This window comes from Streptomyces sp. NPDC053432 (genome assembly GCF_055585365.1).
This window is the reverse complement of the sequence record NZ_JBVJKF010000009.1, coordinates 259,635-285,923: the sequence shown is the minus strand read 5'-3', so window position 1 is coordinate 285,923 and position 26,289 is coordinate 259,635. Positions and strand designations below refer to the sequence as shown.

The 26,289-nt window shown below is 71.9% G+C and carries 29 protein-coding genes; 16 read left to right on the top strand and 13 right to left on the bottom strand.

Annotated elements, in window-relative coordinates:
- Positions 1–21: 21 nt before the first annotated feature.
- The 3 genes from ACZ6Y1_RS18035 (at position 22) to ACZ6Y1_RS18025 (ending at position 1,824) form a co-directional block, all read left to right on the top strand.
- Positions 22–984, top strand: a complete 963-nt coding sequence (locus ACZ6Y1_RS18035; RefSeq protein WP_469629924.1) for a zinc-binding dehydrogenase — start codon at positions 22–24, stop codon at positions 982–984.
- 70 nt (positions 985–1,054) lie between these two features.
- The gene (locus tag ACZ6Y1_RS18030; protein ID WP_042818984.1) at positions 1,055–1,264 is read left to right on the top strand and encodes a helix-turn-helix domain-containing protein; all 210 of its coding nucleotides are present in this window, start codon (positions 1,055–1,057) and stop codon (positions 1,262–1,264) included.
- Positions 1,264–1,824: a Clp protease N-terminal domain-containing protein gene (locus tag ACZ6Y1_RS18025; RefSeq protein ID WP_469629921.1), complete on the top strand. Its 561-nt coding sequence runs from the start codon at positions 1,264–1,266 to the stop codon at positions 1,822–1,824. Before ACZ6Y1_RS18030 ends, ACZ6Y1_RS18025 begins: the two co-directional genes overlap by 1 nt.
- Before the next feature lie 93 nt (positions 1,825–1,917).
- Here the strand turns inward: ACZ6Y1_RS18025 and ACZ6Y1_RS18020 are convergent, their stop codons facing one another.
- The 3 genes from ACZ6Y1_RS18020 to ACZ6Y1_RS18010 form a co-directional block, all read right to left on the bottom strand.
- A complete protein-coding gene (locus ACZ6Y1_RS18020) occupies positions 1,918–2,793 on the bottom strand; it encodes a PadR family transcriptional regulator (protein ID WP_469629918.1) in 876 nt (291 codons plus the stop codon).
- 1 nt (position 2,794) lies between these two features.
- On the bottom strand, positions 2,795–3,715 hold the full coding sequence (locus ACZ6Y1_RS18015; RefSeq protein ID WP_469629915.1) for a DUF4097 family beta strand repeat-containing protein: 921 nt from the start codon (positions 3,713–3,715) through the stop codon (positions 2,795–2,797).
- Positions 3,716–4,155: 440 nt separating this feature from the next.
- Positions 4,156–5,091 (bottom strand): LysR family transcriptional regulator, encoded by a 936-nt coding sequence (locus ACZ6Y1_RS18010; protein WP_469629912.1) that lies wholly within the window; start codon positions 5,089–5,091, stop codon positions 4,156–4,158.
- A 211-nt stretch (positions 5,092–5,302) separates the two neighbouring features.
- Between ACZ6Y1_RS18010 and snpA the strand changes: the two genes are divergently transcribed.
- Positions 5,303–5,959, top strand: a complete 657-nt coding sequence (gene snpA / locus ACZ6Y1_RS18005) for a snapalysin (RefSeq protein WP_469629909.1) — start codon at positions 5,303–5,305, stop codon at positions 5,957–5,959.
- 1 nt (position 5,960) lies between these two features.
- On the opposite strand, the gene ACZ6Y1_RS18000 is transcribed toward snpA, so the two are convergent.
- From ACZ6Y1_RS18000 to ACZ6Y1_RS17980, 5 genes are all read right to left on the bottom strand, one after another.
- A complete protein-coding gene (locus ACZ6Y1_RS18000) occupies positions 5,961–6,164 on the bottom strand; it encodes a hypothetical protein (RefSeq protein WP_469629906.1) in 204 nt (67 codons plus the stop codon).
- A 36-nt stretch (positions 6,165–6,200) separates the two neighbouring features.
- Entirely contained in the window at positions 6,201–6,782 is a 582-nt protein-coding gene (locus ACZ6Y1_RS17995; protein ID WP_469629903.1) for a dihydrofolate reductase family protein, read from the bottom strand.
- 85 nt (positions 6,783–6,867) lie between these two features.
- The gene (locus ACZ6Y1_RS17990) at positions 6,868–7,455 is read right to left on the bottom strand and encodes a GNAT family N-acetyltransferase (RefSeq protein WP_469630010.1); all 588 of its coding nucleotides are present in this window, start codon (positions 7,453–7,455) and stop codon (positions 6,868–6,870) included.
- A gap of 134 nt (positions 7,456–7,589) precedes the next feature.
- Entirely contained in the window at positions 7,590–8,636 is a 1,047-nt protein-coding gene (locus tag ACZ6Y1_RS17985) for a family 2 encapsulin nanocompartment cargo protein polyprenyl transferase (RefSeq protein ID WP_469630007.1), read from the bottom strand.
- Positions 8,637–8,676: 40 nt separating this feature from the next.
- Entirely contained in the window at positions 8,677–10,083 is a 1,407-nt protein-coding gene (locus ACZ6Y1_RS17980; RefSeq protein ID WP_469629900.1) for a family 2B encapsulin nanocompartment shell protein, read from the bottom strand.
- A 216-nt stretch (positions 10,084–10,299) separates the two neighbouring features.
- Between ACZ6Y1_RS17980 and ACZ6Y1_RS17975 the strand changes: the two genes are divergently transcribed.
- The 3 genes from ACZ6Y1_RS17975 (at position 10,300) to ACZ6Y1_RS17965 (ending at position 12,823) form a co-directional block, all read left to right on the top strand.
- The gene (locus ACZ6Y1_RS17975; protein ID WP_469629896.1) at positions 10,300–10,755 is read left to right on the top strand and encodes an RrF2 family transcriptional regulator; all 456 of its coding nucleotides are present in this window, start codon (positions 10,300–10,302) and stop codon (positions 10,753–10,755) included.
- 171 nt (positions 10,756–10,926) lie between these two features.
- Positions 10,927–12,123: a globin domain-containing protein gene (locus ACZ6Y1_RS17970; RefSeq protein ID WP_469629893.1), complete on the top strand. Its 1,197-nt coding sequence runs from the start codon at positions 10,927–10,929 to the stop codon at positions 12,121–12,123.
- A 109-nt stretch (positions 12,124–12,232) separates the two neighbouring features.
- Entirely contained in the window at positions 12,233–12,823 is a 591-nt protein-coding gene (locus tag ACZ6Y1_RS17965) for an N-acetylmuramoyl-L-alanine amidase (RefSeq protein WP_469629890.1), read from the top strand.
- Between the two features lie 48 nt (positions 12,824–12,871).
- On the opposite strand, the gene ACZ6Y1_RS17960 is transcribed toward ACZ6Y1_RS17965, so the two are convergent.
- Positions 12,872–13,930 carry a helix-turn-helix domain-containing protein gene (locus tag ACZ6Y1_RS17960; RefSeq protein ID WP_469629886.1) on the bottom strand — a complete coding sequence of 353 codons (1,059 nt, stop codon included), beginning with the start codon at positions 13,928–13,930 and terminating at the stop codon, positions 12,872–12,874.
- Between the two features lie 216 nt (positions 13,931–14,146).
- On the opposite strand from ACZ6Y1_RS17960, the gene ACZ6Y1_RS17955 reads away from it, so the two are divergent.
- The gene (locus tag ACZ6Y1_RS17955) at positions 14,147–14,410 is read left to right on the top strand and encodes a hypothetical protein (protein WP_469629883.1); all 264 of its coding nucleotides are present in this window, start codon (positions 14,147–14,149) and stop codon (positions 14,408–14,410) included.
- Positions 14,411–14,420: 10 nt separating this feature from the next.
- Positions 14,421–15,314, top strand: a complete 894-nt coding sequence (locus tag ACZ6Y1_RS17950) for a 1-aminocyclopropane-1-carboxylate deaminase/D-cysteine desulfhydrase (RefSeq protein ID WP_469629881.1) — start codon at positions 14,421–14,423, stop codon at positions 15,312–15,314.
- A 253-nt stretch (positions 15,315–15,567) separates the two neighbouring features.
- Here the strand turns inward: ACZ6Y1_RS17950 and ACZ6Y1_RS17945 are convergent, their stop codons facing one another.
- Positions 15,568–17,145, bottom strand: coding sequence for a Na+/H+ antiporter (locus tag ACZ6Y1_RS17945; protein WP_469629877.1), 1,578 nt, complete (start codon positions 17,143–17,145; stop codon positions 15,568–15,570).
- A 55-nt stretch (positions 17,146–17,200) separates the two neighbouring features.
- Here ACZ6Y1_RS17945 and ACZ6Y1_RS17940 point away from each other — a divergent pair, with 55 nt between their 5' ends.
- The 3 genes from ACZ6Y1_RS17940 to ACZ6Y1_RS17930 all read left to right on the top strand — a co-directional run bounded on the left by ACZ6Y1_RS17940 (position 17,201) and on the right by ACZ6Y1_RS17930 (position 19,132).
- Complete coding sequence (locus tag ACZ6Y1_RS17940) at positions 17,201–17,461, top strand: UBP-type zinc finger domain-containing protein (protein WP_403883647.1); 261 nt, start codon at positions 17,201–17,203, stop codon at positions 17,459–17,461.
- Positions 17,462–17,672: 211 nt separating this feature from the next.
- Positions 17,673–18,086, top strand: coding sequence for an ATP-binding protein (locus ACZ6Y1_RS17935; RefSeq protein WP_365165629.1), 414 nt, complete (start codon positions 17,673–17,675; stop codon positions 18,084–18,086).
- Positions 18,083–19,132: an RNA polymerase sigma factor SigF gene (locus tag ACZ6Y1_RS17930; protein WP_469629873.1), complete on the top strand. Its 1,050-nt coding sequence runs from the start codon at positions 18,083–18,085 to the stop codon at positions 19,130–19,132. Before ACZ6Y1_RS17935 ends, ACZ6Y1_RS17930 begins: the two co-directional genes overlap by 4 nt.
- Positions 19,133–19,177: 45 nt before the next feature.
- Here the strand turns inward: ACZ6Y1_RS17930 and ACZ6Y1_RS17925 are convergent, their stop codons facing one another.
- A complete protein-coding gene (locus ACZ6Y1_RS17925; protein WP_469629871.1) occupies positions 19,178–19,639 on the bottom strand; it encodes a hypothetical protein in 462 nt (153 codons plus the stop codon).
- Positions 19,640–19,734: 95 nt separating this feature from the next.
- On the opposite strand from ACZ6Y1_RS17925, the gene ACZ6Y1_RS17920 reads away from it, so the two are divergent.
- Positions 19,735–20,700: a diacylglycerol/lipid kinase family protein gene (locus ACZ6Y1_RS17920; RefSeq protein WP_469629867.1), complete on the top strand. Its 966-nt coding sequence runs from the start codon at positions 19,735–19,737 to the stop codon at positions 20,698–20,700.
- A 322-nt stretch (positions 20,701–21,022) separates the two neighbouring features.
- Entirely contained in the window at positions 21,023–21,280 is a 258-nt protein-coding gene (locus tag ACZ6Y1_RS17915; protein ID WP_003953983.1) for a WhiB family transcriptional regulator, read from the top strand.
- 145 nt (positions 21,281–21,425) lie between these two features.
- Here ACZ6Y1_RS17915 and ACZ6Y1_RS17910 read toward each other — a convergent pair whose 3' ends face one another.
- A complete protein-coding gene (locus tag ACZ6Y1_RS17910; protein WP_469630003.1) occupies positions 21,426–22,895 on the bottom strand; it encodes a sensor histidine kinase in 1,470 nt (489 codons plus the stop codon).
- 358 nt (positions 22,896–23,253) lie between these two features.
- Positions 23,254–23,847, bottom strand: coding sequence for a TetR/AcrR family transcriptional regulator (locus ACZ6Y1_RS17905; protein ID WP_469629864.1), 594 nt, complete (start codon positions 23,845–23,847; stop codon positions 23,254–23,256).
- Between the two features lie 84 nt (positions 23,848–23,931).
- On the opposite strand from ACZ6Y1_RS17905, the gene ACZ6Y1_RS17900 reads away from it, so the two are divergent.
- On the top strand, positions 23,932–24,693 hold the full coding sequence (locus tag ACZ6Y1_RS17900; protein ID WP_469629862.1) for an SDR family oxidoreductase: 762 nt from the start codon (positions 23,932–23,934) through the stop codon (positions 24,691–24,693).
- 602 nt (positions 24,694–25,295) lie between these two features.
- Positions 25,296–26,081, top strand: a complete 786-nt coding sequence (gene nagB / locus ACZ6Y1_RS17895) for a glucosamine-6-phosphate deaminase (protein ID WP_469629859.1) — start codon at positions 25,296–25,298, stop codon at positions 26,079–26,081.
- Positions 26,082–26,289: the final 208 nt, after the last annotated feature.

Genomic DNA, 26,289 nt, shown 5'->3' with positions numbered 1-26,289 from the left:
ACCCAGCGGTAGCGTCGCCGCATGTTCGCTGCCTATGCCGCCCGAATCGACCGTGACCAGCCGCTGAACGGCCTCGTGCTGGGCGAACGCCCCGCACCCGAGGCCCGGCCCGGCTGGGTGACCGTGAACGTCAGGGCCGCCTCCCTCAACCACCACGACCTGTGGTCGCTGCGCGGAGTCGGCCTCGGCGAGGAGAGCCTCCCGATGATCCTCGGCTGCGACGCCGCCGGGATCGACCAGGACGGCAACGAGGTCGTCCTGCACTCCGTGATCGGCCAGAGCGGCCACGGAGTCGGCCCGGACGAGCCCCGTTCGATCCTGACCGAGCGCTACCAGGGCACCTTCGCCGAGCAGGTCTCCGTGCCCGCCTGGAACGTGCTGCGCAAGCCCGCCGAGCTGTCCTTCGAGGAGGCCGCCTGCCTCCCGACGGCCTGGCTGACCGCGTACCGCATGCTCTTCACCAACGCGGGCGTCCGCCCCGGTGATTCGGTACTGGTCCAGGGCGCGGGGGGCGGGGTCGCGACCGCCGCCATCGCGCTGGGCAAGGCGGCGGGCCTGCGGGTCTACGCCACCAGTCGCGACGAGGGCAAGCGCAAGCGGGCCGTGGAACTGGGCGCGGTGGACGCCTTCGAGCCGGGCGCCCGTCTCCCGCACCGGGTCGACGCGGTGATCGAGACCGTCGGTGCGGCGACGTGGTCGCACTCGGTGAAGTCCCTGCGCCCCGGCGGCACCCTGGTCATCTCCGGCGCCACGAGCGGCGACCGGCCGGCGCACGCGGAGCTGACCCGGATCTTCTTCCTGGAGCTGAAGGTGGTCGGCTCGACGATGGGCTCGAAGGACGAGCTGGAGGACCTGCTGTCGTTCTGCGCCACGACGGGCCTGCGGCCGGTCATCGACGAGGTCCTGCCGCTGGACCGGGCGCGGGAGGGCTTCGAGAAGGTCGCATCGGGCGACCTCTTCGGCAAGGTGGTCCTCACTCCCTGACATCCGCCTCCCACCTCCCGCGTGTCAACTGGGGTTGACGCCCCTCCCGCGTCAACCTACATTGACATGCATGACGGAAGCTACCGATCTCGCCGAACGGGCCGGTGACCGCGACCCGCGCGTGGGCCTGCGTGCCGTGGCCGCCCTCCGCAGACTGCTGGAGCAGCTGGAGGCCGTACAGGTACGCAGTGCCCGCGCGCAGGGGTGGTCCTGGCAGGAGATCGCGGCCGAGCTGGGTGTGAGCCGGCAGGCCGTGCACAAGAAGCATGGGAGGCTTTGATGTTCGAGCGATTCACCGGGGACGCACGCGCCGCGGTCACGGGCGCCGTCGCCGAGGCCCGCGGGGCGGGCGCCGCCACGGTCACCGAGGAGCACCTGCTCCTCTCCCTGCTGGCGCTGGGCGCCCTGGACCCGCTGGGCGTCGACCGGGCCGCGGTGGCGGCGGACCTCGCCGCGGCCCGCCGCCGGGGCGGCATGTCCAGGGCCGACGAGGAGGCCCTGGCGGACCTGGGCATCGACCTCACCGAGATCGTCTCGCGCGTCGAGGAGACGCACGGCGAGGGAGCCCTGTCCGCCCCGGAACCGCGCAGACGCACCCTGGGCTCCTCGCTCCGCTCGGCCCTGGGCCGCCCGGAACCGGAGGGCCGCCACGTCCCGTTGGCGCAGGGGGCGAAGAAGGCCCTGGAGCAGTCCCTGCGCATCGCACTCGGCCGCAAGGACCGCCACATCGGCACCCTGCACCTCCTCCTGGCCCTCCTCTCCCGCCCCGGCACCCCGGCGGAGGTCCTGACGGACCACGGAGTCACCTACTCGACAGCGGAGTCGGCCCTGGCGGCCTGACCCCCGGCGCGGGCGCACCGGCCCCCAGCCCCGAGCGGGCGTCCGAGGAGCGGGGGCCGGGGCGGAGCCCCTGCGGGCGGGCCGCGGCCGGGGCTACGGCTTGCCGCGGAGGGTGGCCGAGAGGCGGGCCGCGGCCGCCGCCAGGTCGGCCCGGGCCTCGGACACCCGGGCCGCCGTCACTCCGTGGTCCCGCGCCGCATCACGTACCTCGTCGCGGAAGCGGTCCAGCAGCCGGTCGAGGTCACGGGCCGGGTCCCCGGACGGGACCAGGTCCTCGGCCCAGTCCGTCACGGCGGCCGAGCCGGACGGCGCACTCGGTGCCGAGCCACCCAGCCACGCACCGGCCAGGTTCCCCAGCACGCCCCCCGACCTGGCGAACTGCTCCTGCAGCTGCCCCGCGATCCGCTGGACCTCCTCGCGGGCCCGCTCCTGCGCCTCCTTGGCCTGGCGGCGGGCCGCCTGCGCCTCCTCACGGGCCCGGCGGCTCTCGTCCTTCGCCCGGCGCGCCTGCTCCTTCCACTCCGCCCGCGCCCTGCCCATCTCCTCCTTGATCGTCTTCCAGGACTCGTCGTCGACCCGGGTCGCCGACGCGGACGCCGCCGCCCGCATCTCGCGCCGCAGGTCACCCGCGGCGCCCCGGACGTCGTCGCGGATCTCGGCGGCCAGTTCGGTCACGGAGTCGCGGATCTCCAGCTCCAGGTCGGCGAGTTCACCGCTGCGGTCGGCCAGCTCGGCGCGGCCGGCCTCGGTGATGGAGTACACCTTGCGCCCGCCCTCGGTGGCGTGCGTGACCAGACCCTCGGCCTCCAGCTTGGCCAGGCGCGGGTACACCGTGCCCGCGGAAGGGGCGTACAGGCCCTGGAAACGCTCCTCCAGGAGGCGGATCACCTCGTATCCGTGGCGGGGCGCCTCCTCCAGGAGCTTGAGCAGGTAGAGGCGGAGGCGGCCGTGGGCGAAGACGGGCGGCATGTCAGAGCACCTTCTTGTCGAGCGCGAGGGGGGTTTCCGAGGTGTCGGCGGCCGGCCGGCGCAGCAGCGCGATCCCGCCGGACACGGTGGTGGCCCGCAGGGTGCCGGTGCCGGCGCCGAGCGTGCCGGTGATCCGCTTGGAGCCGAACTGGCCGGAGACCCGCAGGTCCTCGAAGGCGTTGGAGACGCCGCCGGTGGCGGTGTTGGCCTCGATCCGCGCGTCGGCGGGGTGCGGGAGGCGGATCGCGACCTGGCCGGAGACGGAGTTGAGGGCGATGTCGACGGGCCGGGCGGCGGCGGGGTCGAGGTCCAGGTCGATGAGCATGTCACCGCTGACCGAGTCGGCGCGTACGTTCGTGGCCGTTCCGTCGACCACGGTCAGACCGCCGGAGACCGAGTGGAAGCCGAGCTCGCCGGTGACGGACTGGGCCTCGACGCTGCCGGAGACGGTGTGCGCCTTGACCTGGCCGGAGAGGCCCACGAGGGTCGCGTCGCCGGACACCCCGTGGACGTCGGTGCCGCCGGAGATCCCGGACACGAAGGTGGTCGCGTCGACCACGCCGACGCGTACCCGCGTGGCGGCGGGGACGGTGAGGGTGACCGAGGCGCTGCGCTCCCATGCCTTGCGGCCGGTCGCGGACTTGCCGGACCACGCCTTCCACGGCTTGCGGTCGAACCACTCCTTGAAGCCCTGCGCGCCGTTCCATGGCAGGTCCTCGTAGGAGACGGTGAGGGTGCCGCCCTCCTGCACCACGTACAGCGGCGGGCCGTCGACCTCGCCGATCTCCAGCCGGGCGGGGCCGTCTTCGGCGGCGACGACGTTGACCGTGCCGCTCACGAGCCGGACGCGGAGCTCGGTCACCGGCTCCTCGAAGGTGAGCTTCTGCGGTTCGGCGGCCGACCACGTCTTCTGCTCTGCCATGGTGCTGATCCTTTCTCGGTGCGTGCGGGACCGGGCTGCTTCTCGCGAGGACGCTCGCAACATATCGCGTCTTCTGGTGAACACGATATATCGCGGTTGGGTGAAGTCAAGCGCGATGCCGTGGGGGGCCGCCGATCGTGGTGCCGCTGCGCGGAGCCGCTCCCCTACCCGCCCTTCCACCGTTCCCCGGGCTCCGCCCGGACCCGGGAACTACTCGCACATGGGGGCCGACAGCGCGCAGAACCAGCCCGCCGGCGTTTGAGGCGCGGGGTCCGGGGCCGGGCGGCGCCGCCCGGTCGGGCGGGTGCGCCGGGGGCACATACAGCCCCGCCCGCGTTTGAGGCGCGGGGTCCGGGGCGGAGCCCCGGGGGTCTGAGCCGCGCCGGCGATCGGGGCGCGTGGCACCGGGTCCCGGGCGGAGCCCCGGGGGGGCGGGTGGGCTAGGCCGCTTCCAGGAGGGGGCTCGCGTGGTGGCGGAGCCAGGCACGGTACGGCGCGGCACGCAGGGCCGCTTCGCGGTACGCGGCACGCAGGTCCTCGAAGACCTCCGCGTGCGCACCCGGCCGCGTCGCCAACAGGAGCCGCACCGCCAGCGGATCCCCGGACAGCGGCCGGATCGCCATGTCGTCCCGCGGCCCGGACGTCGGCTGGCACGGCGCCACCGCCTCGCCCGAGACGATCAGCGAGGTCGCCGTGTGGTAGTCCGCGTGCAGCACCGGCGGGTCGAGTCCGGCGCCCGCGAACACCCGCCGCAGGCCGTCCCATTCGCCGTCCACCGAGGGGTCCACCGTCCACCGGTCGCCGGCCAGGTCCCGTAACGCCACCACGGGCGAGCTCGCGGCCGGATGGTCCTTGGACATCGAGACGAACTGCGGCTCCCGCTCCATCAGCACCCGCAGCTCCAGCCCCGCCGGCACCGTCAGCGGGCTGCCCTCCACCTCGTGCACGAACGCCACGTCCAGCTGCCCGGAAGCGACCATCCGCAGCAGCGCGTTGGCGGAGACGTCCACCACCAGGGAGGTCTCGGTGTCCGGCAGCCGCCGGTGCAGCCGGCGCAGCCAGCCCGGCAGGGCCCGGCTGGCGGTGGAGCCGATGCTCAGCCGGTGTCCGCGGGCCTGCGCCCGCGCCTCCGCGACCAGCGCGGCCATCTCGGCGAGCAGCGGCCGGGCCCGGCCGAGGACCGTGTGCCCGAAGGGGGTGGGCCGGCAGCCGGTGCGCTCCCGCAGGAACAGTTCGCCCTCCAGGGCCCGTTCGATGCGGCGCAGCTGAGTCGTCAGGGCGGGCTGGCTCACGCCGAGCTGCCGGGCGGCCTTGTGCAGACTGCCGGCGTCGGCGATGGCGCACAGCGCCCGCAGGTGCCTGACCTCAAGCTCCATGCCCCAGAGGGTAGGCCGGGCCGGGCGAACCGCACCAGCCGTCTTCAGGCCCTCGAATCCCGCCATTCTCACGGAGGTTGGCCTTCCGAAACCTCCCCGATAAGTCCGTGCTATCGGCGGCTGACATCATCCGCCGCCCGCTTCCGCTCCCGCAGACTCCGGTACCGAACGACCACCCCCCACCGCACCGGACGAGTAGGAGCTCCCCCACATGCGCCACTCCCGTAAGGCCGCTCTGGCCGGAACCATCGGCCTCGGTCTCGCCGCCGCCCTCGGCGGAATCGCCCCCACCGCCAGCGCCGCGCCCGCCGCCGGCAACGCCTCGACGTACGCCGCGTACGAGCGTTCGACGGAGAACGAGGCCGCCAACCGGGCATTCTTCGAGGCCGTGCAGCGTTCGGTCGCCGAGCAGCGCGCCGCGAACCCCGGCGTGCTGGCCGTGACCGTCACCTACAACACCCGCAACGCGCCGAGCTTCCGTACGCAGATCGCCCGCTCCACCCAGATATGGAACAGCTCGGTGTCCAACGTGAAGCTGCAGGAGGTGTCCTCGGGCGGGAACTTCTCGTACTACGAGGGCAACGACTCGCGCGGCTCCTACGCCAGCACGGACGGGCACGGCCGGGGGTACATCTTCCTGGACTACCGGCAGAACCAGCAGTACGACTCCACCCGGGTGACCGCCCACGAGACCGGTCACGTGCTCGGTCTGCCGGACCATTACTCGGGGCCGTGCAGCGAGCTGATGTCGGGCGGCGGCCCGGGCACGTCGTGCACGAACGCCTATCCGAACAGCACCGAGCGCTCGCGCGTGAACCAGCTGTGGGCCAACGGCCTGGTCGCCTCCGGAATGGGGACGAAGGGCTGACCTAGCCCTCCGGGGCGGTGTACTCCGGGCACTCCGGGTTCCGGCAGGGGCCCGGAGTCCAGTACGGGATGAAGATCCCCAGGGACTTGCGCCGCCTCAGCACCGTATCGACGGGGCTCCCGCACGTCGGGCACGTCTGCTGCTCGTGCCCGGCGTGCGGGGCGATCGTCTCGTGCGGGCGCCACTGCTGCTGTTCACCGGCCATACCTCTACGGTAGGCCGGTTTCCCGCTTTCGCCCGGTCAGCGCTTGACCGCGTACGAGGTGATGACCTGGCCGCCGCCGAGGGCGGTGCAGCTGGTGAGCTCCAGCGGCCGCACCCCGAATCCGGCGCGGGACATCGGCATGCCGGTCCCCACGAACACCGGGTACGTCTTGACGATGTACTCGTCGATCTCGTCGATCAGCTGGGTGGCGAGGTCCGCTCCGCCGCACAGCCAGATGCCGAGGCCGTCCTCGGCCTTGAGCTCGCGGACCTTGGCCACCACGTCGCCGCCGATCAGCTCGACCTGCGGGTCCGGGGAGGCGGTGAGGGAGCGCGAGACCACGTACTGGCGCAGGTGGCCGTACGGGTTGCTGTCGCCCTGTTTGAACCCCACGTCGTAGGTGGCCCGGCCCATCAGCACGGTGTCGAAGCGCTGGAGCGGCGCGTCGGCGATCCCGAGGTGGTCGCGGCCCAGGCGGGCGACGGTGTCCGGGTACTCGGCCGTGAGGAGGTCGAGGAACTCGGGATCGACGTGGGAGTAGAAGAAGTCACCGTCGCCGTCGGGGGCTCCGATGAAGCCGTCGACCGACGTGGCGATGAAGTACGTGAGCTTGCGCAAGCGAGTCTCTTCCTTTGGGCAGCACCCCGCCCCGGGGCGCTGCGAGTAAAGTACTTCACTTGCAGTGGTTAGACAAGCCGATTCTCTAGGGCTGCGGCTTGCGCCACATCGGCCACATCAGGGGGCCGTCCGGCAGCCGCACCGCCTCTCCCGTGAACTCCCACCCCAGCCGCTCGTAGAGCGCCTTGCTGCGCTCGCTGCTCGCCTCCAGGTACGCCGGTACGCCCTCGCGGTCGCAGCGTTCCAGTACCGGGCGCATCAGTGCGGAGCCCAGGCCCTGGCCCTGCCGGCCGGGGGCGACGGCGATCATCAGCAGGTACTCGTGCTCCTCCGCCGTGGGGTGCACCGCGCCCGTCAGCCGGCCGACCAGCTCGCAGCGCTCGTTGTCCGGGTCGGCCACGGCCCGCATCTTCGCCGGGATCTCGTCCTCGCCCTCCGGCTCCCCCGCCGGGATCCGCAGCCACAGCGCGGCCGCCGAGCCGTCCACGGCGTAGTCGACGCGGCCTTCGGCGAGGGCGACGTCGACGAAGACCCCGAGGAACTTCCCGTGGACCGCGGCCCTGTGGGCAGGGTCCGGGAAGACCCAGCTGCTCACCGGGTCGGTGCGGAAGGCCTCGTCGAGCAGCCGCGCCACCGCGTCCCGGTCCGGCTGACCGGCCTGACGTATCTCCAGTACCACTGGGCACACCCTTCGCTCAAGTCTCAACGTCCTTGAGGAATCCTAGAGTTGGGCCCAGCATGCGGAAAGGCCTGTTCCGGCGCCGTACGGTGCCGGAACAGGCCTTCCCCCCGCTCAAATCCTTCCGCTCACCTCGTGCGGCGCGTGACGAACTCCGCCAGCGCCAGCAGCCCGCCTGCCGCCCCGAGGTCCGCGACGGCCCGGGACAGCTGCTGCACCGCCCGGCCCATCCGGTCCGCGGCGTGGGCCTGCGCCCAGTCGCGGCCGCCGGCCCGCTCCACCGCCTCGGCGGCCCTGCGTACGTCGTCCCCGGTCATGGGTCCCGCGTACAGGGCGGCCAGTTCCTCCCCGGCCGAGGTGCCCGAGTTGAGGGCGGCGACGACGGGGAGGGACTTCTTGCGGGCGATCAGGTCCGCCCCGGCGGGCTTGCCGGTGTGTCCCGGATCCCCCCAGATGCCGATCAGGTCGTCGATCAGCTGGAAGGCCAGCCCGGCCTCCCGGCCGAAGGCGTCCATCGCCTCGACCTCCTCAGGGCCGGCCCCCGCGTAGAGCGCGCCCAGTGCGCACGCGCAGCCGAGCAGCGCCCCGGTCTTGGCGGTGGCCATCGTGAGGCACTCGTCGAGCGAGACGTGCGGACGCTGTTCGAAGGCGCAGTCGGCCTGCTGGCCCCCGCACAGCTCGATGACGCAGGCCGTGAGCCGGGCCGCGGCCTCCGCGGAGGCCGGATGCGGGTCTTCCGCGAGCAGCCGCAGCGCGAGCGCCATCACGGCGTCGCCCGTGATGATCGCGTCAGGGATGCCGAAGACGGTCCAGGCCGTGGACCGACCTCGCCGCTGGACGTCCCGGTCGATGACGTCGTCGTGCAGCAGCGTGAAGTTGTGCGCCAGTTCCACGGCGACCGCCGCGGTCCGTACGGAGTCCTCCACCTCCCCGCCCGGCCCCCGCAGGGCCTGCGCGGCGGCCAGGACCAGGGCCGGCCGGATGGCCTTCCCCGTGCTGCCCGCGGCAGGCGTGCCGTCCTCGTGCTCCCAGCCGAAGTGGTACATCGCGACCCGCCGCATCGAACCGGGCAGGCTCTCCACCGCCCGGCGCAGCCGCGGGCCGACCGCTTCCCTCGCACGCTCCAGCAGGACCCCGGCCTCCTGGCCCTCGCCCGCGGTCAGAGCGGTGCTCATGGCGTTCACGGCGATCCCCCCTTCACTGCGCTCCCCGCGCTCAGCGCCAGCGGCCGATCTCGACGTTCTCCAGGATGCCGAGGGCGTCCGGCACCAGCACCGCGGCGGAGAAGTAGGCGGTGACCAGGTACGAGATGATCGCCTGCTCGCTGATCCCCATGAAGCGGACCGACAGGCTCGGCTCGATCTCGTCGGGGATGCCCGGCTGGTGCAGGCCGATCACGCCCTGCTCGTCCTCGCCGGTGCGCATGCAGAGGATGGAGGTGGTGCGGGCGTCACTGATCGGGATCTTGCTGCTGGGGAAGATCGGCACTCCGCGCCAGGACGGCACGCGATGGCCGTCGATCTCCACCGACTCCGGGTAGAGCCCGCGCTTGTTGCACTCGCGGCCGAAGGCGGCGATGGCCTTGGGGTGCGCGAGGAAGAGCTTGGAGCCGCGCCGCATGCTGAGCAGCTGGTCCATGTCGTCAGGGCTGGGGGCGCCGTCGTGGGGCTGGATGCGCTGGTCGTAGTCGGCGTTGTGGAGCAGGCCGAAGTCGGTGTTGTTGAGCATCTCGTGCTCCTGGCGCTCGCGCAGCGCCTCGACCGTGAGCCGCAACTGCTGCTCGGTCTGGTTCATCGGCTGGTTGTAGAGGTCGGCGACGCGGGTGTGCACCCGCAGGACCGTTTGCGCGATGGAGAGTTCGTACTCGCGGGGGTGGGCCTCGTAGTCGACGAAGGTGCCGGGGAGCACCGCCTCGCCGCGGTGTCCGGCGGAGAGGTCGATCGCGGCCTCGCCGTACTTGTTGGTGCGCTGCTCGGGCGTGGTCCGTACGCGCTCCACGTGCTCGCGCAGGGAGTCGACCCGGTCGGCGAGCAGCTGGAAGTCCTGGCGGGTGAGGACGAGGGCGGTGCCGGAGGTGGCGGCGCGGGCGGTGTACTCCCAAATCGATTCTTCATCGACGAGCGAGTCTTCGCCGAAGAAGGCGCCGTCGGCGACGGTCTGCAGGACGGCGTCGTCACCGTAGGGGCCGGGGCCGACGTGGTCGATGCGGCCGTGGGCGAGGAGGAAGACCTGGTCCGAGGGGCTGCCGAAGGAGGTGAGCTCCTGTCCGGCCTCGAAGTCGATCTGGCGGCACCGCTGGGCGAGTTCGGTGAGCACCGCCTCGTCCTCGTAGTCGCGCAGGAGGGGGAGTTCGCCCAGCTCGGCGGGAATGACCTGGACCTGGTTCCCGGTCTTCACGAACTCGACGATGCCGTTGCCGACGGAGTAGCTGAGCCGGCGGTTGACGCGGTAGGTGCCGCCCTGCACCGAGACCCACGGGAGCATCTTCAGGAGCCACCGTGAGGTGATCTCCTGCATCTGCGGCGCGGACTTGGTCGTGGTTGCCAAGTTCCGCGCGGCCGATGTCCCGAGACTGCGCTGCGGCGTCCGGGTCTCGGATTCGGAACCTGCCTGGACCGACATGAATTTCCCCTTCGATCACTCCATGGATCTGCGGGGTGCAGCCTTTCAGTACGTAGCGTGATGAGACCATTACACAAAAGGGTGGGACTACTCCGTACGGGTGCGGGGCATTCTTTGGGGCTCGCGCCCTCCCCCGCACGCCCCGCACGCCCCTGGGCCCCCACCACTTTCGGCCATTAATTTGCATTGAGGATGCAAGTTTTCTACGGTCAGCCCATGAGGCTGACCCGATTCACCGACCTGGCGCTGCGCATCCTGATGCGCCTGGCCGTCGCGGAGACGGACCTGCCGACCACGCGCGACGTCGCGGCGACCATACAGGTCCCCTACACGCACACCGCCAAAGTGGTCGCCAGGCTGCAGCACCTCGGTCTGGTCGAGGCCCGGCGCGGCCGGGGCGGCGGGCTCACCCTGACCACCGCCGGGCGGGCCGCCTCGGTGGGCGGGGTGGTCCGCGAACTGGAGGGCCCCGGCGACGTCGTGGACTGCGACGGCACCGTCCCCTGCCCCCTGCGGTCGGCCTGCATCCTGCGCGGCGCGCTGCGCCGGGCGCAGGAGGCCTTCTTCGCCGCACTGGACCCGCTGACGGTCGACGACCTGGTCGCGGCCCCCACGGGGCCGATGCTGCTGGGCATTTCGGGCGGTCCTCCGACAGGGGCCGAACGGCCCTGACGATCCGGGCCGGATGGCCGGTTTCCGCTCACCTTCGGCCCGCCTAGGCTCAGCCTGACGGCAAGCCCGAACGGAGGTCCGCACCGCGGCGGACCTTTTTTCGGCCTCAAAATGCGCATCTCAGATGCCAATTATCCGCACCGCCGCACCACCACACGCGAGGAGTCCTGCATGCTTTCCGAGAAGTCGACGGCGACCGTACGAGCCACCCTGCCCGCCGTCGGAGCCGCCATCGGCGAGATCACGGAGCTCTTCTACACGAAGCTGTTCGCAGCCCACCCGGAGCTGCTCCGCGACCTGTTCAACCGGGGCAACCAGAACGCCGGCCTCCAGAAGCAGGCCCTCGCCGGCTCCATCGCGACCTTCGCCACGTACCTCGTCGAGCACCCGGCCACGCGCCCCGACGTCATGCTGAACCGCATCGCCCACAAGCACGCCTCCCTCGGCGTCACCCGTGAGCAGTACCCGGTCGTCCACCAGCACCTGTTCGAGGCCATCGCCGAGGTGCTCGGCGAGGCCGTCACCCCCGAGGTCGCCGCCGCGTGGGACGAGGTCTACTGGCTCATGGCGAACGCCCTCATCGCCATCGAGGAGCGCCTGTACGCCGAGCGGCAGGTGCTGGCCGGCGACGTCTGGCGTGAGTGGACGGTGACCGCCCGCATCGAGGAGACCGCGGACTGCGCCACCTTCCGGCTCACCCCGGCGGACGGCGCGCCCGCCCCCGCGCACCTGCCCGGCCAGTACGTCTCCGTCCAGGTCGAACTCCCCGACGGTGCCCGCCAGATCCGCCAGTACAGCCTCTCCACCTCCCCCGGCTCCCCGGTCCGCGCCATCACCGTCAAGCGGGTGCACGGCCCGGCCGCCGCGGGCCCCGACGGCGAGGTCTCGGGCCACCTGCACGCCCGCGTCCGCGTCGGCGACACCCTGCGCGTCTCGGCCCCGTACGGCGACCTGACCCTGCGGGACTCCGACGCCCCGGTCCTGCTCGCCTCCGCGGGCATCGGCTGCACCCCGATGCTCTCGATGCTGGAGCACCTGGCCGACACCGGGCACACCGCCCCGGTCACCGTGGTGCACGCGGACCGCTCCCCCGCCGACCACCCGCTGCGCGGCGACCACCAGGCCCTGACCCACAAGCTCGCGGACGCCGCCGCCCACTTCTGGTACGAGGAGTCGGCCGAACCCGGCCACCGCACCGGCCTCATGGACCTCGGCCCCGTCCCCGTCGCCCCCGGCACCAAGGCCTACCTTTGCGGCCCGCTCCCCTTCATGCGGGCGGTGCGCGAGCAACTGCTCGCCAAGGGCGTTGCGGCCGCGGACATCCACTACGAGGTGTTCGGCCCCGACATGTGGCTGGCTTCCGCCTAGAAGCTGGCCGGATCCCGCCCTAGCGACGGAAGGGCCGCCTCCGCTAAACCGTAGCGTGACCAGCCGGACACACAGGGTGTCCGTCAGCACCGCAACGAAGGAGGCGGCCATGGCCGCACCCATGTCCGCGGACCGGTTCATCAACGCACTGCGCCGCGAAGGCCTGACCGTCGTCGAGGTCGGCGCCTGGCGCACCCACAACCGCAACCACAGGGGCCCGTGGGGCCCGGTGCACGGGGTGATGATCCACCACACCGTCACGCACGGCACCCCGTACACCGTCCGCCTCTGCCGCGACGGCCACGAAGAGCTCCCCGGCCCCCTCTGCCACGGCGTGATCGCCAAGGACGGCCGCGTCCACCTGGTCGGCTACGGCCGCGCCAACCACGCCGGCGCCGGGGACTCCGACGTCCTGGCGGCGGTCATCGCCGAGAAGCGCCTCCCGCCCGACAACGAGGCGGACACCGACGGCAACCGCCACTTCTACGGCTTCGAATGCGAGAACCTCGGCGACGGCAAGGACCCGTGGCCGGCGGTCCAGCTGGACGCCATCGCGCGCGCGGCGGCGGCGGTCTGCCGGGTCCACGGCTGGACCTCCCGCTCGGTCATCGGCCACCTGGAATGGCAGCCGGGCAAGATCGACCCGAAGGGCTTCACGATGGCGTCGATGCGCGACCGCGTCGCCGAACGCCTGAAGTAGCCCGGGCGGCGCTCCGCCCCGGCCCCCGCGCAAGGCGGCGGAGCGCAGCTACGACGACGGGAACTCCATGCCCGGCGGCAGGCGCAGGACGTACTCCTGCTCAAGGGGATCGAACACCCACAGGTCGGGCCAGTCGACACCGAACGGCAGTCGCATGCCGGGCGGGGGCGGCGGGCGGTCCTGGTCCCGGGCCCACTCCTGCGGGTCCGGCTTCCCGCTCGACGGATCGAGGGGAATCAGGATGCTCTTGTAGTACGGCCGGACGAGGGAATTGTCTTCCGCGGACCGGGGCTTCTGCTCCGCCGCTCCCCTCGTGTTCCTGGCCTCTTCGAGAAGCCTGATCTTCTCGTTCAGCTCCGCGATCACCTCTAAGTACAGCGAGTCGTCGGCGGATCCCTCCTTCACGTCCCCGGAACCGGCTTCACGGACCTCGGCCTGTTCCAATTGGTGTGCGAGCTGCTCGCATTTCGCGTCCGCCAGGATCACCGACTGGTGCGCATCCGCCAGCTCCAGGCGCAGGGTCTCGACCTGTTGCTCCAGCCGCAGCTTCTCGGCGCGCAGCTCCTCCACCTCCCTGAGGTGGTCGGCCATGGCGGCCTCGTGCTCCTCACGGTCCAGACCGCGAGCGGCCTCCACGGACCGCAGCTGGATCTCTATGGCCGCGACCTGCTGTTGCCGCTCCTGCAACAACGTGACGGTCACGGCCTCACGCGCACGGAAGCCGTCGACCTCCTGTTCCGCTTCCTCCAACAGGTGTTGCAGCTCCTGCACCCTGTTCGTGGCCTGCCCCGACGGCACCGCACGCCGATGCACCCGGCGCAGATGGGTCACCGCGTCCTGGGCCGTCGCCTTGCCCAGCCGGCGGGCCGACATGGCCATCAGCTTCTCCACGAACGCCCACGGGGGAACGCTCTTCCCGCTCAGATAGCGCGAGACGGCGCTCGGCTCGTAACCGCACTGGGCGGCGAACCTGCGAAGCGAGATGTCCAGCCCCGCGTACACGGTCCGCAGCTCCTCCGCCAACCGCCTGGCCTCGGGCGACACGTCGTCACCGATCGGTTTCAGGCGTCCGCCGACTCCGTCGCCCACGTGTTCCAGCTCAGCCATTTCCCCTCCGCAGCTGTTGTGGCAGGAAGTCAACATGTCCGGCTTGCTGCAACGCCCCGTCCCTGAGGGAGCCTTGAACAGCCACCCCCGATACCTCCCAGCGACAGGAAGCAGATCCCGGTCATGTGCCACCACCCGGATGATCCCACCGTCCCGCCCGGCTCACAGCAGGAACCGGAGAGCGGCGGGGCGGCGCCTCGGCCGCACGACCCCTCCATGCCGGCCCGGCTGTGGAACGGAGTGATCTTCGCCTGCATCCTCGTGTTCGTACTCGCCCTCGTCCTGCACGGAACGGGCGCGGCGACCCTCGCCGCCGTCGGAGTACTCGTGGGAGCCTGCGGCCGCGCGTGGCAGTCCATGAACCGCCGCACAGCGGGCCCGGACGGGTTCCGGCGCTCCAAGATCCACTTCAGGGTCGACGGCGGCCGCCCACTCGGTGAGTACCGCCGCGACGAGCGGACGGGCGGGACTTCCCCATGACAATGGACGGGTGGACCACCCCGAACTGCGCCCCCGCCCGCCCTCACCCCTGCAGGAGATCCGCGACGAGCGGTTCGTCCGGCACGGCGTGCGGCTGCTGCTCAAGCGGGACGATCTCGTCCACCCCCAGCTGCCCGGGAACAAGTGGCGCAAGCTCGCGCCGAACCTGCGGGCCGCCGTGGAGGCGGGGCACGGGACGCTGGTCACCTTCGGCGGGGCGTACTCGAACCACCTGCGGGCCACGGCCGCCGCGGGGCGGCTGCTCGGGATGGAGACCGTGGGGATCGTACGCGGGCACGAGCTGGCCGGGCGGCCGCTGAACGATTCGCTGGCCCGGTGCGCGGCCGACGGCATGCGGCTGCACTTCGTGACCCGGTCGGAGTACCGGCGCAAGGCCGAGCCGGAGGTGCTGGCGCGGCTGGTGGCCGCGGCGGATGCGGAGGGCGGGTACGTGGTTCCGGAGGGCGGGAGCAACACCCTCGCCCTGCGGGGCTGCGCGGAACTGGGCCGGGAGCTGCGCGGTGCGGCCGACGTGGTCGCCGTGGCGTGCGGGACGGGTGGGACCCTGGCCGGCCTGGCCGCGGGGCTGGGGCCGGAGCAGCGGGCCCTGGGCGTGCCGGTGCTGGCGGGCGGGTTCCTGGGCGCGGAGATACGTTCCCTCCAGGCGCGGGCCTTCGGCGGCCCGGCCGGCTCCTGGACCCTTGCCGAGGGCTACGACCACGGCGGCTACGCCCGGGTCCCGGACCGGCTGGAGTCCTTCGCCGCCGATTTCGAACACCGGCACGCGCTGCCGGTGGAGCGGATCTATGTGGCGAAGCTCCTCTGGGCCCTGACCGACCTCACCGCCTCCGGCGCCTTCCCGGACGGCACCACCCTGACCGCGGTCATCACGGGCCACCCGTAGCCCGTCGCCTCAAACGGCTGCTGCCCGCTGCCCAGCGCGGCCCAAAGACCGGGGCTCCGCCCCGAACCCCGCGCCTCAAACGCCGGCGAGGCTGGGTTCCCGTCGCCTGTCCGGTGGGCGCGGGGCGGAGCCCCGGGAGCCGCGCCGCACCCGGCAGACGGCCCCGGCCAAATCGAGCCCCGCCGGCGATTGAGGCGCGGGGTGCGGGGCGGAGCCCGGGGAGCGGGGCCGCGCCCGACAGACGGCCGCCGCGTCAGCCCTGTTCGCGGTAGGCCGCCGCCTCCTCCAGGTCCAGCCGGCGCAGCAACACCCGCAGCATCTCGTCGTCGATCCGCCGCACGTCCCGCAACTGCACGAACACCTCCCGCTCCGCCTCGATCATCTCGCCCGCGAGGCGCCGGTAGACGTCGTCCGCCGACTCCCCCGTCACCGGGTTGACCTCCCCCAGCCGCTCCCACACCGCGTTGCGCCGCCGCTCCAGCACCGTCCGCAGCCGGTCCGCCAGCGGTGGCGGCAGGGTGCTGTTCTCCGGCTGTTCCAGGAGTTCCGCCAGGCGTTCCTCCGCCGCCCGCGAGGCCTCGCTCTGCGCCTGCGCCTCCGCCAGCGTCTCCGCCTGCACGTCCTTCGGCGGCAGCTTCAGCAGCCTGATCAGCGGCGGGAGGGTGAGGCCCTGGACGACGAGGGTGGCGATGACCGTCGTGAAGGTCAGGAAGAGGATCAGGTTGCGGTGCGGGACGCTGATCGGAATGGAGAACGCGATGGCCAGCGAGACCACCCCGCGCATCCCGGCCCAGCCCACGATCACCGGCGCCTTCCAGTCGGTGTCGGGCTCCCGGTCGCGGACACGTTCCGAGAGCCTCGGCAGGAAGGTCGCCGGGAAGACCCAGACGAAGCGGGCCACCACCACCGCGAGGAACACCGCGATCGCGTACCAGGCCGCGCTCAGGCCCTCGTACTCCCCCAGCCCCTTGAGGACCACCGGCAGTTGGAGCCCGATCAGCGCGAAGACCACCGACTCCAGCACGAAGGCGATCACCTTCCACACCGCCTCCTCCTGGAGGCGCGTCGCGAAGTCGACCTGCCAGTTGCGGTGTCCGAGGTACAGGGCGACGACGACCACCGCGAGCACCCCCGAGGCGTGCACCCGCTCGGCCGCCGCGTACGCCACGAAGGGGATCAGCAGCGACAGGGTGTTCTGGAGCAGCGGCTCCTTCAGCCGGGTGCGCAGCTGGTGGATGGGCACCATCAGCAGCAGGCCGACCCCGACCCCGCCCACCGAGGCCACCAGGAACTCCGCGATCCCGCCCGCCCAGCCGGCGCTCGTGCCGATCACGGCCGCGAGGGCGACGTTGTACGCGGTGATCGCGGTGGCGTCGTTGACCAGGGACTCGCCCTGCAGGATGGTCGTGATCCGGTTCGGCAGCCCGAGCTTGCGCGCGATCGCCGTGGCGGCGACCGCGTCGGGCGGTGCGACGACCGCGCCGAGCACCAGGGCGACCGGCAGGGAGAGGGCCGGCATCACCAGGTACGCCGCGTAGCCGACGGCGAGCGTCGCGAAGAGCACGTAGCCGACCGACAGCAGCGCGACGGGCCGGATGTTCGCCCGCAGGTCCAGGTACGAGCTGTCGACGGCGGCCGTGTACAGCAGGGGCGGGAGCAGCAGCGGCAGCACGATGTGCGGATCGAGGGCGTACGAGGGCACACCCGGCACGTACGCGGCGACCAGTCCCACCGCGACGAGCAGCAGCGGCGCGGGCACCGGGGTACGGCGGGCCGCCCCGGCTACGGCGGCGCTGGCCGCGATCAGCGCCACCAGCGGCAATACCTCCATCGAAGATCCATCCTCATCCGTCGCGCGCCCGCACCCTGGTCGTACGCTGGCCATCATGAGCGAGTGCACCCACGTTGCCGAACTGCCGCGCCCCGAGCCCATCCCCTCTGCCCAGACCTGCCCGGAATGTCTGGCGCTCGGCAGTCACCCCGTCCAGCTGCGGATGTGCCTGGCGTGCGGGCACGTGGCCTGCTGCGATTCCTCGCCCCACCGTCACGCGACGGCGCACCACCAGCAGACCGGTCACCCGGTGATGCGGAGCTTCGAGCCGGGAGAGACCTGGCGGTGGTGTTTTGTCGACGGTTCGATCGTCTGAGGCGGGGTAGGTCAACCCTCCGCCGGTTCCCCTGATTTGGACCCCGCAGACCTCTAGCCACTGTGCGTACCCATGGGCTTACCATCAGTCACTGGGCAGCGGCACGGTCGGCCGGGGTGTTCCAGCGGGGCCAAAGGGGTGCCGCGACACGATCGCCCGGATCGCGATAGCGTCACCGGCGAACAGAGCTCGTACCACCTTGGAGGTGAGGGTGTCCCAGATCGCAGGCGAGCCCGGGACCCAGGACTTCGTGGAAGTCCGGCTGCCCGCTGCGGGTGCCTACCTGTCGGTGCTGCGAACGGCCACGGCCGGTCTCGCGGCACGTTTGGACTTCACCCTCGACGAGATCGAGGACCTCCGCATCGCGGTGGACGAGGCCTGCGCGATCCTGCTCCAGCAGGCCGTGCCGGGCTCCGTCCTCAGCTGCGTCTTCCGCCTCATCGGGGATTCGCTGGAGGTGACCGTGTCGGCGCCGACCACCGACGGGCGCGCGCCGGAGCGCGACACGTTCGCGTGGACGGTCCTGTCGGCGCTGGCCGGCAAGGTCGAGGCCACGGTCGAGGAGAACCGGACGGTGAGCATCAGCCTCTACAAACAGCGCGGCGCGGGACCAGGCCCGGCGTGAGCGGCGGGGAGATCCCGGTGCGGGGCGGGGATCGGCCCCGGGTACGGCACGAGGTCGACGGCGGCATCCCTGAACAGCAGCACGCCCGGCCGCACCCGGCTGAAGCGGATGCGGAAGACGGCTTTTTGGACTCGGCGGAGCGACGGGCGGGCCCTATGAGCGAGAACCAGCAGGATCAAGTACAGCCCCCGGAGGCCGCTGCCACGCCTCCGGAGGCTTTCCCCGGCGCCTCCGAGGGCGCCGGGGCGCCCGCGGCACCGGGGCTCCCGGTGCCGCCGGTGCTGCCGGACCCGCGCGACCGCAGCGGTGCGCGGGCGCTCTTCGTCGAGCTGCGGGCGCTGCCCGACGGCTCGCCGGAGAAGGCCGAGCTGCGCAACCGCCTGGTGCGGATGCACCTGCCGCTGGTGGAGCACCTGGCGCGGCGGTTCCGCAACCGCGGCGAGCCGCTGGACGACCTGACCCAGGTCGCCACGATCGGCCTGATCAAGTCGGTGGACCGGTTCGACCCGGACCGCGGGGTCGAGTTCTCCACGTACGCGACGCCCACGGTGGTCGGGGAGATCAAGCGGCACTTCCGCGACAAGGGCTGGGCGGTGCGGGTTCCCCGGCGCCTGCAGGAGCTGCGGCTCTCGCTGACGACGGCGACCGCGGAACTGTCCCAGCAGCACGGCCGCTCACCCACCGTGCACGAGCTGGCCGAGCGACTGGGGATCTCCGAGGAGGAGGTGCTGGAGGGGCTGGAATCGGCCAACGCCTACAGCACGCTCTCGCTGGACGTCCCGGACACCGACGACGAGTCGCCGGCGGTCGCGGACACCCTGGGCGCGGAGGACGAGGCCCTGGAGGGCGTCGAGTACCGCGAGTCCCTCAAGCCGCTGCTGGAGGGGCTGCCGCCCCGGGAGAAGCGGATCCTGCTGCTCCGATTCTTCGGGAACATGACCCAGTCGCAGATCGCGCAGGAGGTCGGCATCTCCCAGATGCACGTCTCGCGCCTGCTGGCCCGCACCCTGGCCCAGCTCCGCGACAAGCTCCTCGTCGAGGAGTAGGCGGAGCGGTAGCGGGCGGAGCGGTAGGAGCAGGACGTACGAGGGCTATCGGGCCTGTTCGCCGGGCCCGATGCCGAGGGCTTCGGTCGCGGTGGGGTTCACCAGCAGCACCAGGACGGCCACCGCCGCCACGGCCAGCGCCACGGCGGCCGCGATCATCGCGCCACCCGTGTTGTACAGGGTCCAGGCCACCGGCAGCGCCATCAGCTGGGTGATCAGTGCCGGGCCGCGGCTCCAGCGGCGGCCCAGGCGCAGGCCGCGCGCGCCGATCAGCGGCAGCGCGGCGAGTACGAGGAGGGTGATCCCGCCGGTCTCGGCCTGCTGCGGGGAGTCGGGGTCCCCCGCGATGCCCACGAAGAGCATGTAGACGCCGAGTCCGGCCAGCGCCAGCCCCTCCAGGGCGGTGAGCGCGGCGGCGGCCGTCAGCCGTCGGGGCAGCGCGGGGCCGGGGACGGATGCGGCGGCGGGTGCGGCGGCGGGGGCCTGGACGGGCTGCTTCTTACTCACCCCAGCAGGGTAGCCGCGCGCCCTGTCCCCCGGAGAGAAGGGCAGGGGGACGGGCAGTAGGGTCGGCATATGCGGGGGTGGGTAGGCTGGCGCCCATGCGTGCACTTCTCGTGGCCAACCCAGCAGCGACGACCACCAGTGCGCGCACGCGCGACGTCCTGACCCACGCCCTGGCCAGCGAGATGAAGCTGGAGGCGGTGACCACCGAGTACCGGGGGCACGCCCGGGACCTGGGGCGCAGGGCCGCGCACGAGGGGCTCGACCTCGTGGTGGCGCTGGGCGGCGACGGCACGGTCAACGAGGTGGTCAACGGACTGCTGCACGACGGGCCCGATCCGGACGGCCTGCCCCGGCTGGCGGTGGTCCCCGGCGGCTCCACCAATGTGTTCGCGCGCGCACTCGGTCTGCCGAACGACGCGGTCGAGGCGACCGGCGCATTGCTGGACGCCTTGCGGGAGCAACGCGAGCGGACGATCGGCCTGGGCCTGGCCGCCGGCGCCCCGGGCACGGAGGACGAGTCGGTCCCGTCGCGCTGGTTCACCTTCTGCGCCGGCTTCGGTTTCGACGCGGGAGTGGTCGGCCGGGTCGAGCAGCAGCGGGAGCGGGGCAAGCGTTCGACGCATGCGCTCTACGTACGACAGCTGATGCGCCAGTTCTGGGAGGAACCCAACCGGCGGCACGGCACGGTCACGCTGGAGCGCCCCGGAGCCGATCCGGTGACGGATCTGGTGCTGTCGATAGTGTGCAACACCTCCCCGTGGACGTATCTGGGGAATCGTCCGCTTTACGCCTCCCCCGAAGCCTCGTTCGATACCGCACTTGACGTATTGGCGCTGGACCGTTTGTCAACTCCGGCGGTCGCGCGGTACGCGACACAGCTCCTGACCTCGACTCCTGAGCGGGGTCCGCACGGCAAGCATGCGGTGACTCTGCACGATCTGACCGACTTCACCTTGCATTCGAAGGTTCCGCTCCCGTTCCAGATGGACGGCGATCACCTCGGCCTGCGCACCAGCGTTCGGTTCGCAGGCGTACGCCGAGCACTGCGTGTGATTGTGTGAGTAGAAGGGCCCAAAGTCCTTTCACTCGAACGTTTACACGCCGGTCCACCCTCAAGATGTAGGGCTGTGACCTAGTAGACACCGACGAATCAAAAAAAACTTTCCGGAAGGGGTTGTATCCCCGTCCGAGGTTTGCGAATCTCTTCATGGCGATCGGGACAGCCCGCAGAACCCGGCACCCACACAGAGCGCCAGAACCCCTCCACGAATCTCTGACTGACCACCCGGGAAACCAGGCGGTCGACCTTCCCTCACGGGGGGATTCGTGAAAGCGTTCACATTCACAAGCAACCTGCCCGCAATACAAGGAGATGGAGCAGCCATGGACTGGCGTCACAACGCCGTTTGTCGTGAGGAAGACCCGGAACTCTTCTTCCCCATCGGCAACACCGGTCCTGCGCTGCTGCAGATCGAGGAAGCCAAGGCCGTCTGCCGCCGTTGCCCCGTCATGGAGCAGTGCCTGCAGTGGGCGCTCGAGTCCGGTCAGGACTCCGGCGTCTGGGGCGGTCTCAGCGAGGACGAGCGCCGCGCCATGAAGCGCCGCGCCGCTCGCAACCGGGCGCGCAACGCCAGCGCCTGACAACGACTTTCGAGCCTCGACGTGCAGCGCGTAGTACCCGAATAAGCGCTTGGCAACGTGCTCTTGGACCCCGGACCGATCACCATTCGGTCCGGGGTTCAGTGCTGTCCGGGGTGCCGCGTCACGTTGAGTGACGGTACGGCTGCTACTTCTGCGGGCTGGAGGGGATGTCGAGGACGACCTTCGTACCGTGCGGCTCCGCCGGGACCATGTCGAAGGTGCCGCCCAGCTCCCCCTCCACGAGGGTCCGTACGATCTGCAGCCCGAGGTTGCCGGCCCGCTGGGGGTCGAATCCCTCGGGCAGGCCGCGGCCGTCGTCGACCACCGTGATGAGCAGCCGGCCGTCGGCCCGGCCGGTGCCGGAGCGGACCGCCGAGACCTCCACCGTGCCCCGTTCGGCCGGGGCGAAGGCGTGCTCCAGGGCGTTCTGCAGGATCTCGGTCAGCACCATCGACAGCGGAGTGGCGACCTCCGCGTCCAGGATCCCGAAGCGGCCAGTGCGCCGGCAGTCGACCTTGCCCGGGGAGATCTCCGAGACCATCGCGATCACCCGGTCGGCGATCTCGTCGAACTCGACCCGCTCGTCCAGATTCTGGGACAGCGTCTCGTGCACGATCGCGATCGAACCGACCCGGCGCACGGCCTCGTTGAGCGCCTCGCGGCCCTGCGGGGAATCCATCCGGCGGGACTGGAGCCGCAACAGCGCGGCCACGGTCTGGAGGTTGTTCTTCACCCGGTGGTGGATCTCCCGGATGGTCGCGTCCTTGGTGATCAATTCGCGTTCGCGACGGCGCAGTTCCGTGACGTCGCGGCAGAGCACCAGGGAACCGATGCGGGTTCCCTTGGGCTTGAGGGGGATGGCGCGGAGCTGGATCACCCCGCCGTTGCCCTCGACCTCGGTCTCCCGGGGGGCCCAGCCGCTGGCGAGCTTCACGATCGCCTCGTCCACCGGTCCGCGGGTCGGGGCGAGTTCGGCGGTGGTGTTGCCCAGGTGCTGGCCGACGAGGTCGGAGGCGAGGCCGAGCCGGTGGTACGCGGAGAGGGCGTTCGGGGAGGCGTAGGTGACCACGCCGTCGGCGTCGAGCCGGATCAGGCCGTCACCGACGCGCGGGGAGGCGTCCATGTCGACCTGCTGGCCGGGGAAGGGGAAGGCGCCCGCCGCGATCATCTGGGCCAGGTCCGAGGCGGACTGGAGGTACGTCAGCTCCAGCCGGCTCGGTGTACGCACAGTGAGCAGGTTGGTGTTGCGCGCGATCACTCCGAGCACCCGGCCCTCGCGGCGGACGGGGATCGACTCGACGCGGACGGGCACCTCCTCGCGCCACTCCGGGTCGCCCTCGCGCACGATGCGGCCCTCGTCGAGCGCGGCGTCGAGCAGCGGACGGCGGCCGCGCGGGACCAGATGGCCGACCATGTCGTCCTGGTACGAGGTGGGGCCGGTGTTCGGGCGCATCTGCGCGACCGAGACGTACCGACTGCCGTCGAGGGTGGGAACCCACAGGACGAGGTCGGCGAAGGAGAGGTCGGAGAGCAGCTGCCACTCGGAGACCAGCAGGTGGAGCCACTCCAGGTCGGTTTCACCGAGAGCGGTGTGCTGGCGTACGAGGTCGTTCATGGAGGGCACGTGGCGAGCGTACCCCGGGTACGCCGCATGACTTTCCCCACGACGGTACTCAGGAGTATCCAGAATGCCCGGGGGCCGCGTACTGTTGGAGGAACCGACGGGATTCATCCTCCCGTCATTGGATGGACAGAACAGAATGGTCTAGTCCACAATTGCTTTCAAGCCTCCGCCCTCCCCGCACAGGAGGACGGATCGAGGTAAGCCGCGTGATCTGCCCTGACCGCGCAGGCACCTCTCCACGGCTGCGGGAACCGCACACCCGCAGGCCGTAAGTACTCCGGGCTACGGTGCCGGACGGGTTGAGGGTCCCGTCGGGCACCGTGGCCCAGAGGAACGACTTCCCGCGGAACTACTCCGGCCAGGCCAGCAGGGCCCGCGCCGCGACCGCCTCCAGCTCCCCCCGGCCCGCCCCGTCGCGCGCCTGCTGGGACATCCCCTGAAGCACGGCGCCGGCGTACCGGGCCAGTGCCCGCGCGTCCGTGTCCGCGGGCAGCGCGCCGGTGGCCATGTCGGCCCGGATGCGGCGCTCGAAGAGTTCCAGGTTGGCGTTGCGCCGTTCGCGCAGGGCCTCGGCGACCTCCTGCGAGGTGGTGTTGACGGCCGCGCTGATCACCATGCAGCCCGGCGGGTGGGCCGGGTCGGTGTAGATCCCGGCGGCCTCGCGCAGGATGCGGCCGACCGCCGCGCGGGCGGTGGGCTCCTCGGCCAGGGCGACGGCCGCGAAGTCCGCGTAGCGGCGGCCGTAGACCCCCACGACCTCGTCGAAGAGCTTGCGCTTGTCCCCGAACGCCGCGTAGAGGCTGGGCGCGCCGATGCCGAGCGAGGCGGTCAGGTCGGAGATCGAGGTCGCTTCGTAGCCGCGTTCCCAGAAGGCGAGCATGGCCTTGTCGAGGGCGGCGTCACGGTCGAAGGAGCGGGGCCTGCCGCGCTGTCCTGTCACCATGCGCGAATTCTATAGCGGCCGTTAGTGAATCTGATACGGTCCTTTCTGTAGCGACCGCTAGCTAATTGCGAAGGGGGGCGCGTCATGGGCGTGCTCAAGGGGAAGACGGCGCTGGTCACGGGCGGCAGCCGGGGTATCGGCCGGGCCGTGGCGGAGCGGCTGGCGCGGGACGGCGCGCTGGTCGCGGTGCACTACGGACGCGACGAGGCGGCGGCCGAGGAGACGGTGGCCGCGATCGAGGCGGCCGGCGGGGCGGCCTTCGCGATCCGGGCCGAGCTGGGCGTGCCGGGGGACGCGCGGGCGCTGTGGGCGGCGTACGAGGCGCATCCCGCGCACACGGAGGGCGTGGACGTCCTGGTGAACAACGCGGGGGCGGCGGCCTTCGCGGGCATCGGGGAGATCGACGAGCAGACGTACGACCGGACGATGGCCCTGAACGCCAAGGCCCCGCTCTTCGTGATCAAGTACGGGCTGGCGCGGCTGCGGGACGGCGGCCGGATCGTGAACGTGACGGGCACCCCGGACCTGGCCCTGCCGGCGATCCTGGCCACGATCACGGCGAAGGCCGCGACGAACGCGCTGACGCGGTCGCTCGCGGCGGAGCTCGCGCCGCGGGGGATCACGGTGAACTCGGTCGGCCCCGGCATCACGGAGACCGACCTGAACGCGGGCCTCCTCGCCGACGCGGCGACCCGTGCACACCTGGCGTCCCGGTCGGTCTTCCACCGGATCGGCGAGGCGGAGGAGGTCGCGGACGTGGTGGCGTTCCTGGCCTCCCCGGACTCCCGCTGGATCACGGGCCAGCACCTGAACGCCACGGGCGGCCTCCAGCTGGCCCTTGCCTAGTGCCGTGACCGGAAGGGTTTGCCGGGTCGCGTTGTCCGGTGCGGTGCATCGCAAGGCGGAGGGCCACGGCTCGTACTGGACGTACCGCCGTGGTCCGACAACGCGGCGAGGTGCCGTGCCGGGCAGCGCGACCCGGTGAACCTTTCCGGTCACGGCACTAGCCACCGGTTCCCGGGCCTCAAGCGCCGGCGGGGCTGCTTTCGGGCCGGGCCGCCCGCCGGCGCGGCCCAAGGATCGGGGCTCCGCCCCGCACCCCGCTCCTCAAACGCCGGAGGGGCGGCTTCGCCCGGTGCCGCCCGCCCGCGCGGCTCAGACGGAGGGGCAGGCTTTGCCCCGGCGGAGGCCGGAACGGGCCGGCAGCCGACGGCTGGCGTCCGCCGAATTCAGCCCCTCCGGCGTTTGAGGAGCGGGTCCGGGCGGAGCCCGGGGCGCCGCGCAGCGGCATCTCGGCCCCGGCGCCGCCGCGCCCCCGGGAAGCGGCTCGGCCGGGAGGCCGGACGGGGCCGTCCGGATCACCATGGGACTGGGCGGAGCCCAGCGGGAAGGAGCCCGGTTCTGGTAGATTGGTCTATACCACCCGCACTCGAGATTGGCAGGCCCGCGTGGAAGTTGTCATCGTCCCGAACGCCAAGGCAGGCGGCGAGCTCATCGCGGAGGCCATGGCCGCCCTGGTCCGCCGCAAGCCCGACGCCCTGCTCGGCGTGGCGACCGGCTCCACCCCGCTGCCCATCTACGAGGCCCTCGCGGCCAAGGTCGCGGCGGGCGAGGTGGACGCCTCCAGGGCCCGCATCTGCCAGCTCGACGAGTACGTCGGCCTGCCGGCCGGGCACCCCGAGTCCTACCGGGCCGTCGTGCTGCGCGAGGTCGTGGAGCCCCTCGGTCTGTCCGAGGCCTCCTTCATGGGCCCCGACGGCTCCGCCGAGGACATCGTCGCCGCCTGCGAGGAATACGACCGGGCGCTCGCCGCGGCCGGCGGCGTCGACCTGCAGCTGCTGGGCATCGGCACCGACGGGCACATCGGTTTCAACGAGCCCTGCTCCTCCCTCGCCTCCCGCACCCGGATCAAGACGCTGACCGAGCAGACCCGCGTGGACAACGCGCGCTTCTTCGACGACGACATGGACCAGGTGCCCCACCACGTCATCACCCAGGGCATCGGCACCATCCTCGACGCCCGCCACCTGATCCTCCTGGCCACCGGCGAGGGCAAGGCCGAGGCCGTCGCGCAGACCGTCGAGGGCCCGCTGTCCGCGCTGGTCCCGGCCTCCGCCCTGCAGCTGCACCGGCACGCCACGGTCGTGGTGGACGAGGCCGCCGCGTCGAAGCTGAAGCTGGCCGACTACTTCCGCCACACCTACGCCAACAAACCGGCCTGGCAGGGGCTGTAGCCCCGCGCAGGTCCCGCGAACCCGGACGGCCGGGCCCCTACAGGCGGTGGGGTCCGGCCGTCCGTCACGTCCGGATACGGCCGAGGGCGGGGGTCCCGGGGGGGGGGGCCAAGACCTGGCTGGGTCACGGCTACAGAGGGCAGACCACCCCAGCCAACCCCCACAGGAACCAGCGCAACCGCCTCTAAAAAGAGAGGAGGGAGACGTG